The 6,799-nt window shown below is 52.0% G+C and carries 5 protein-coding genes; 4 read left to right on the top strand and 1 reads right to left on the bottom strand.

Going from position 1 to position 6,799, the window contains the following annotated elements; translation table 11 throughout:
- Positions 1–380, bottom strand: a 380-nt coding sequence (yaaA, locus tag Q0438_RS00895) for a peroxide stress protein YaaA (RefSeq protein WP_299186256.1), incomplete at its 3' end; no start/stop codon positions are given.
- Positions 381–507: 127 nt separating this feature from the next.
- Here yaaA and Q0438_RS00890 point away from each other — a divergent pair.
- From Q0438_RS00890 to Q0438_RS00875, 4 genes are all read left to right on the top strand, one after another.
- Positions 508–2,061 (top strand): anthranilate synthase component I family protein, encoded by a 1,554-nt coding sequence (locus Q0438_RS00890; protein WP_299186252.1) that lies wholly within the window; start codon positions 508–510, stop codon positions 2,059–2,061.
- A 314-nt stretch (positions 2,062–2,375) separates the two neighbouring features.
- Complete coding sequence (gene trpD, locus Q0438_RS00885) at positions 2,376–3,989, top strand: anthranilate phosphoribosyltransferase (protein WP_299186249.1); 1,614 nt, start codon at positions 2,376–2,378, stop codon at positions 3,987–3,989.
- Positions 3,990–5,111, top strand: coding sequence for a DNA adenine methylase (locus tag Q0438_RS00880; RefSeq protein WP_299186248.1), 1,122 nt, complete (start codon positions 3,990–3,992; stop codon positions 5,109–5,111).
- Entirely contained in the window at positions 5,095–6,768 is a 1,674-nt protein-coding gene (locus Q0438_RS00875; RefSeq protein ID WP_299186246.1) for a hypothetical protein, read from the top strand. Before Q0438_RS00880 ends, Q0438_RS00875 begins: the two co-directional genes overlap by 17 nt.
- The last annotated feature ends 31 nt before the right edge of the window (positions 6,769–6,799 follow it).

Below are 6,799 nucleotides of genomic sequence, written 5' to 3'. Positions count from 1 at the left end.
TTGTAGTTCGGCAGCGCGTCGCCGCCCAGCACGGGGCCGAAAAGGTTTGAAAAAATTATCGTGCTTCGCTCCGCAAACTCCCGCGCCGAAGCGCTTAGCGACGCGTAGCCTAGGGCGCGATACGCGGTGCCGGTGTAGCGCAAAAGCGCCTTCGCGCAGCCTTTTTCAAAGATATTTTCGCGCAGAGCCGCATCCCATTTTTTCAGTCCGAAAAGCTTGCAAAGCTCCGCCTCGCTTGCTTTATCCACGAAATCCGCGTAGGCGCGCAGCATCTGCAGGCGCTTTTCGTAAAGATCTGCAAAGATGAAATTTCGCTCGCAAATGCGCGGATCGCCGCCCAGCTCGCTTTTCATCTCGCTTGGGGAAAATAAAATCTTCATACGTTCTCCTTGAAATTTGCTAATTTTACTAAAATTTTGCTTGCATTCAAGCCTGCTCTAGCTCGCGCCGCCCGCTCAAATTTAAGCTAAGCAGCGTATAATGGCGCTAAAAATTCCAAGGACGAAAATGCTTTTAGAAGAGCCGCTGTTTTACTACCGCGAAATTTTAAAGACGCATCCGCAAAGCTACCTCGCAGAGGACGAGAGGCAGGTCATCATCGGCATCGATTGCGATTATTTCGACGGATTTAAGATGAGTTTTGAGGCTTTGAGGCTTAAATTTGATGAGGTAAAGGGCGCGAAAGAGGGCGCGAGCGAGTTTAAAAACGCGAGCTTTGCCGGACTTTTCGGCGTTTTGGGCTACGACATCGTGCGCGCGTTTGAAAATATCGGCGCGCCGAAGCAGGCGCTGTATGACTTCCCGCCGTTTTTTTACGCCGACGCCGCAAACTACCTGCACTACGATAAAATCAGCAAAATTTACGATTTTTACGGCAAAGATGCCCAAATTTACGAAAGCCTGCGCGGGCTTAGCTCGCAGGCTTCGCAGCAAGCCGCCGAAGCGGAAGGCACGCCGCAGAGTGCTGCAAAAGCGGACGCCGCGATAAAGGGCGGCTCGAAATCGCAAGGCGCGTCTGAGCCGGAGCCTAAGAAAAAAGAGCTTAAATTTAAAATTTTAACCGATCTGGGCGCCGAGGAGTCGCATTTTAGCGCGATGGTCGAGGCTGCAAAAGAAAAGATAAAAAGCGGCGACGTGTTTCAGGTTGTGCTGGGCGAAATTTTAGAAGTCGGCACGAATCTGGGCAGCCTGGAGTTTTATGAGCGGCTCAAAAAGAACAATCCAAGCCCCTATATGTTTCATTTCCCGACGCCGTACGGCTGCGTAGCGGGTTCCAGCCCCGAGCTGATCATGGAGATCAAAAAGGACGAAATTTTCGTAGCTCCCATCGCGGGCACCCGCAGCAGAGGCGCGAATGCCGAGGCCGACGCGGCGCTTGAGCGCGAGCTTTTAAGCGATGAAAAGGAGCTTGCGGAGCATCGGATGCTGATCGATCTAGCTCGCAACGACATCGGCAAATTCGCCGCGCCCGCGTCGGTGCGGGTGCAAAACGCGATGCGCGTCGTGCGCTACGAAAGCGTGATGCACATCGTAAGCGAGATTTACGGCAGCAAGCCGCGCGGGGTAAGCGCGTTTGAGGTGCTCGGCACGATCTTTCCTGCGGGCACGCTAAGCGGCAGCCCGAAGATCCGCGCGATGCAGATCATAAATGAGCTGGAGCGCTATGAGCGCGGCATCTACGGCGGCGGAATCGGATTTTGGCGCTTTGGCGGCGACGTGATGCAGGCGATCTTGATTCGCTCGGCGATCTTTGTAAATCGCGGCGCACAAAATTTAAAGCCGCGCGCAAGCAAACGCGACGCGACATTAAATTTAAAAGCTCGCGTAGGCGGCGGCGCGCTAAATTTAGAAAGCGAGCCGAGCTTTAGCCGCGCGATGCGGTTTGAGACTGCCAAATTTAGCGCGGAGAATTTCGGCTGCGAAGGGCTAAACAATCTCGTATTTATCGGAGCGGGCGCGGGTATCGTTTACGACAGCTCGCCAAAGAGCGAATACGCAGAGATCTGCAAAAAGCGCAAAAGCCCGCTCAAAGCGATCGAGGAGCTATGCGAGGAAGTTTAGACGCTTTAAATTTAGCTAGCTGAGTACGCCGTTTACTTCGGTGCGAGTTTGATTTGGCTAAATTTAAAGCGTATCGCTGCTAGGACGTTAAATTTAACGGCGAGCTTCATTCGGCGCTGCAAAGCCGAGATGTATATCGGCTACAAAGCAGCGTAACGTCGCAGCTGATGTAATAATGCCGCAGCCGCGGGCGGAATTTAAATTTAGCCCACAGCGGCGCTAAAACGGCGCTAAATTTAGCCGCCGCAAAGCGGTTAAATTTAAACTATTTATAATTTTAAAGAGGCGCAAACGCCCTAAAAAAGGATAAAATTTTGATTTTAATGATAGATAATTACGATAGCTTCGTTTTTAATATTTATCAATACATTTTGGAGCTAAGCGACGAGGAGGTGCGCTACTTCCGCAACGATGAGATAACGCTGCAGCGGGTGCGCGAGCTTGCCCCGTCGCACATAATCCTAAGCCCCGGGCCAAATCACCCAAAAGACAGCGGCGTCTGCCTGGATATTTTGCGCGCGGATTTGGATGTGCCGATTTTGGGCGTGTGCCTTGGGCATCAAGCGATCGGATATGCGGCGGGTGCGGAAATAAAGCAGCTGGAGGTGCCGCTACACGGCAAGAGCTCGTCGATCGAAATTTACGCAGATGGCGTGCTTTTTAGCGGGCTGCCGCGTAAATTTGAAGTGATGCGCTACCACTCGCTTTATGTGGACGAAGCTACGCTGCCGCGCGAGTTTGAAATTTTAGCAAAGAGCGAAAATGACGGCATTATAATGGCGATGAAGCACCGAAGTAAGCCTGTTTTCGGCATTCAATTTCATCCCGAGAGCTTTTTTACCCAATACGGCAAAAAGATCATCGAAAATTTCATCAATCACGGTAAAAAGATAATTTTAAAGGAGAAACTCGTGGTAAATTTCGCCCCGTTTATGTTGAAGCTACAAAAGGGCTTCCCGCTAGATAGCGACGATTACGCCGTCGTTTGTAAGGCACTTTACGAGCAGGATTACGATATCGTGCAGCTTGCGGGGCTGCTCGTGCTGATCAGCGAAAAGTCGCTCTATCCAAGCAGCCTTACGGCGCTCGTGCGCAGTATCTTAAAATACTCGATCACCTACGATGATCCAAGCCCGATGTTTGACATCGTAGGCACGGGCGGCGATAGGCTAAAGACGATCAATATCTCCACGACCGTGGCCTTTATCGCGGCAAGCTTCGGCGTGCGCGTCGCCAAGCACGGCAACCGCGCGATCACCAGCAGATCGGGCAGCTCCGATGCGCTGGACGCTCTAGGCGTGCCGCTACTTAGCGATCTAGCGCAGATTAGAGCGCTGCTAGATCGCACGGGGCTAGCGTTTTTTCACGCGCCGTTTTTTCACAAGATCACCGCCGAGGTCAAAGAGGTTCGCAATCGCCTAAAAATAGGCACCGTCTTTAATATAATGGGACCGCTTCTAAATCCGAATTTAAGCCTAAGCAATCAGATCGTGGGCAATTATCTGGAGGAAGTAAACGGGCTCATCGCCGAAACGCTGATGATTTTGGGGCGCAAGCACGCTCTGGTGGTGCACGGCATGGACGGCATGGACGAGATCAGCCTGTGCGACGAAACGCTAATCCACGAGGTCAAGGACGGCAAAATTTTAGAATACCGCGTAAATCCCGAGCAGTTCGGCTTTAAACGCGCATTTCACGGCGATATAGAAGGCGGCGACGGCGAGGCTAACGCCGAAACTTTAAAGCAAATTTTAAAAGGCGAGCTTAGCGGGCCAAAATTTGATATCGTCGTGCTAAACGCGATGTTTGCGCTATACTGCGCCGATGTCGTAGCAAGCCCTGCGGAGGCTAAGCCGCTGATTTTAGAGGCGATCAGATCGGGCAAAACGTGGAAATTTTACGAAAACTACGTAGGGGCGAGAGCTTAGATGGCTAGCGGCGAAAAGAGGGAGTTTTTAAGCGAGCAGCTCATCAGCTATCTGGGCAACAAACGCTCGCTGCTAGTGCCGATCGAGCGGGCGATCTGCGAGATCAAGGCGGAGCTTGGGCAGGGCAAGATCAGCTTCGCGGACGTTTTTAGCGGTAGCGGCATCGTCGCGCGCCTGGCCAAAGCGCACTCAAATCTCGTGATCGCAAACGATCTGGAGGGCTACTCGCGCGCGATAAACTCCTGCTATCTTTCAAATTTCAGCGACGAGCTGTGGCGAGACTTGAGCGAGCTGCGCGCTGAAATTTTAAGAAATTTTACGCCGAAGGAGAGTTTTTTTAGCGAGCTGTACGCGCCGAAGGACGACCAAGATATTAAAGCGGGCGAGCGTGCCTTTTACACGCGCCGAAACGCCCTAATTTTGGGCGGGCTTTGCGAGCAGATATGCAAAATCCCGCAGCGGTTTCGCGATTTTTTCACTGCGCCTCTGCTTAGCGAGGCGAGTATCCACTCAAACACGGGCGGCGTTTTCAAGGGCTTTTACAAGGACAAAGCGGGCGTGGGTAAGTTCGGCGGCAGCGGCGAAAACGCGCTAGCTCGCATAATGGGCGAGATTTCTCTGCGCCTGCCCGTGCTTTCAAATTTTGCCTGCGAAAGCGCGGTCTTTCAAGAGGACGCCGCGCGCTTTGCACAGAGCGCGCGCGAGCGCTTTTCGCAGCTTGACGTCGCGTATTTTGATCCACCCTATAATCAGCACCCCTACGGCTCGAACTATTTCATGCTAAATTTGATCACGGATTTTATAAACGATGGCAAGCGCCCAAATGCTGCGGGGCTTAGCAGAGTTTCTGGAATCCCCGCGGACTGGAACCGCTCGGCTTACAACAAAAAAGCAAGTGCTGCGGAGGAATTTTTCGCGCTGCTGGCGGAATTCCCGGCGAAATTTTTAATAATCTCTTTTAATTCCGAGGGCTTTATCTCGAAGGCGGAATTTTTAAAAAACCTCGCACACATAGGCTCTGTGCGCACGATAGAGATCCGCTATCCGACCTATCGCGCGAGCAGAAATTTAAGCGCGCGCGAGCTTTACGTGACTGAATTTTTATATGTCGTACAGAAGTAAGATCAAAATTTGTGGCATCAAAAGCGCCGCCGAAGCTCGCGCGGTGCTGGCGTGCAGCTCGGCTTTATGTGTAAATTTAGAGCGCGCGGACGGCGCCAAAAATTTACCGCAATCGGGTAGCGAGAGCTCGATAAAAAATTCTAATTTTTGCGGCGAAAATTCTGAGCGAAATTTTAATTCGGACGCCGAGAATGCTACGCGAAATTTCAATTCTGACGGCCAAAATTTCGCGCAAAATTTTAATCAGGACGGCGAGAATTTTACCTGCCGTGCGCAAAATCATGCAAATTTTATGTCTGAGCAAAATTCCGATTACGATAAAAATTTCAGTAGCGATTTGCGAAGCCAGGGCGACGGCTCAGGCGCGCGCGTGGAATTTTTAGGCGTGATCTTCGTGTCAAGCTCCAAGCGCCGCGTTAGCGTAGAAACAGCGCGCGAGATCGCACGCATCGCGCATAAAAACGGCGCAAAGTGCGTCGGGGTCTTTGCTTTGAGCTGCGAAAAACACGGCGTCGCCGCGTGCGAATGTAAAAATTTTAGCAGCAAAACTCGCGGCGAAGAAATTTGTGAAGATAAAATTTACGCGGGCACGAGCGGCGACGCGAAATTTTACAAAGCTGCAGAATTTTACGAAAAGAAGTGCGACGATTTGGATGTAAATTTGAACGCAAACCGTGCTGTGCCCGTCTCGGCAAAGAATCAAAATTTTGAAATTTTAAATTCGGGAACCCTAAACGAGAAGCAAATTTTAAAAATTTGCGAGGCTTGCGAGCTGGACTGCGCTCAGATTTATGGACACATAAGCGCGGATTTCAAAGCGCGGCTTAACGCGGCAGGCATCGAAGCGTGGCAGGTGCTAAGCATCGGCGCTGAAATGCCGCCGCTTGAGGGTTTGAGCTGCGATCGGATCTTATTCGACGCCAAAGGAGCGAGCTTGGGCGGCAACGGCGTGAGCTTCGACTGGGATCTGTTACGACGCGCAGGGCTTGGCTGCCAAGGACGAGACGGCGCAACGAGCGATGAAAAAAACTGCGCGGACAGCGCAATGCAAAGCGCAGACGACGCGAGAGGCGCTCTTGAGCGCAGTACGATCCGTGAGAATTTCGGCGAGGAAAAATTTTACTCACAGTGTACTGAAAACAGCGGCGCAAAGCCCACAGAAAGCGATAATCACCGTGCCGCCAATGACGGCGAGGCTAGTAAAATTGTGCATGCCGTCACCCGATCAAGCGAGGCGGAGCCTGTAATAGAAAATTATGGCCGCGACGCAAAGGGAGGCGAGAAGTGCGGAGCCAGTGCGTGTACTGCTGCTCAGTCAAACAATATAGAGCCTGCGAAGGAGGGCTCCGATCATTGTGGCGCAAATGACTATGAGGCGGGCGCGCCAAATATTGCGAATGACGGCGGCGAAGTAGGCAAGTTGGGTACCGCAAAGGATGATAGCGCGGATAAGTGTAGCACTGCTTCCAAAGGCGGCGCGATCTCTTTCATTCTCGCAGGCGGCATCGGTGCGCAAAATATCTTTGAGGCACTCGCGCTGCGCCCCTACGCAATCGATCTAAACAGCTGCGTAGAGGATGCGCAAGGCATCAAAGATCCGCAAAAGATAAGCGAAATTTTGCGAATAATCGAAAGCGCTGACGGCGCGGCAGACTGAACTCGCTGCGACCCTGTCGGTATAGCACATA

Source organism: uncultured Campylobacter sp. (assembly GCF_938030785.1).
GTDB lineage: Bacteria > Campylobacterota > Campylobacteria > Campylobacterales > Campylobacteraceae > Campylobacter_B.
This window is presented reverse-complemented; position numbering and strand designations above follow the sequence as displayed.

Coding starts and splice junctions, on each gene's coding strand:
- Q0438_RS00875 (WP_299186246.1), top strand. CDS start 5,095: ATGTCGTACAGAAGTAAGATCAAAATTTGTGGCATCAAAAGCGCCGCC.
- Q0438_RS00880 (WP_299186248.1), top strand. CDS start 3,990: ATGGCTAGCGGCGAAAAGAGGGAGTTTTTAAGCGAGCAGCTCATCAGC.
- Q0438_RS00890 (WP_299186252.1), top strand. CDS start 508: ATGCTTTTAGAAGAGCCGCTGTTTTACTACCGCGAAATTTTAAAGACG.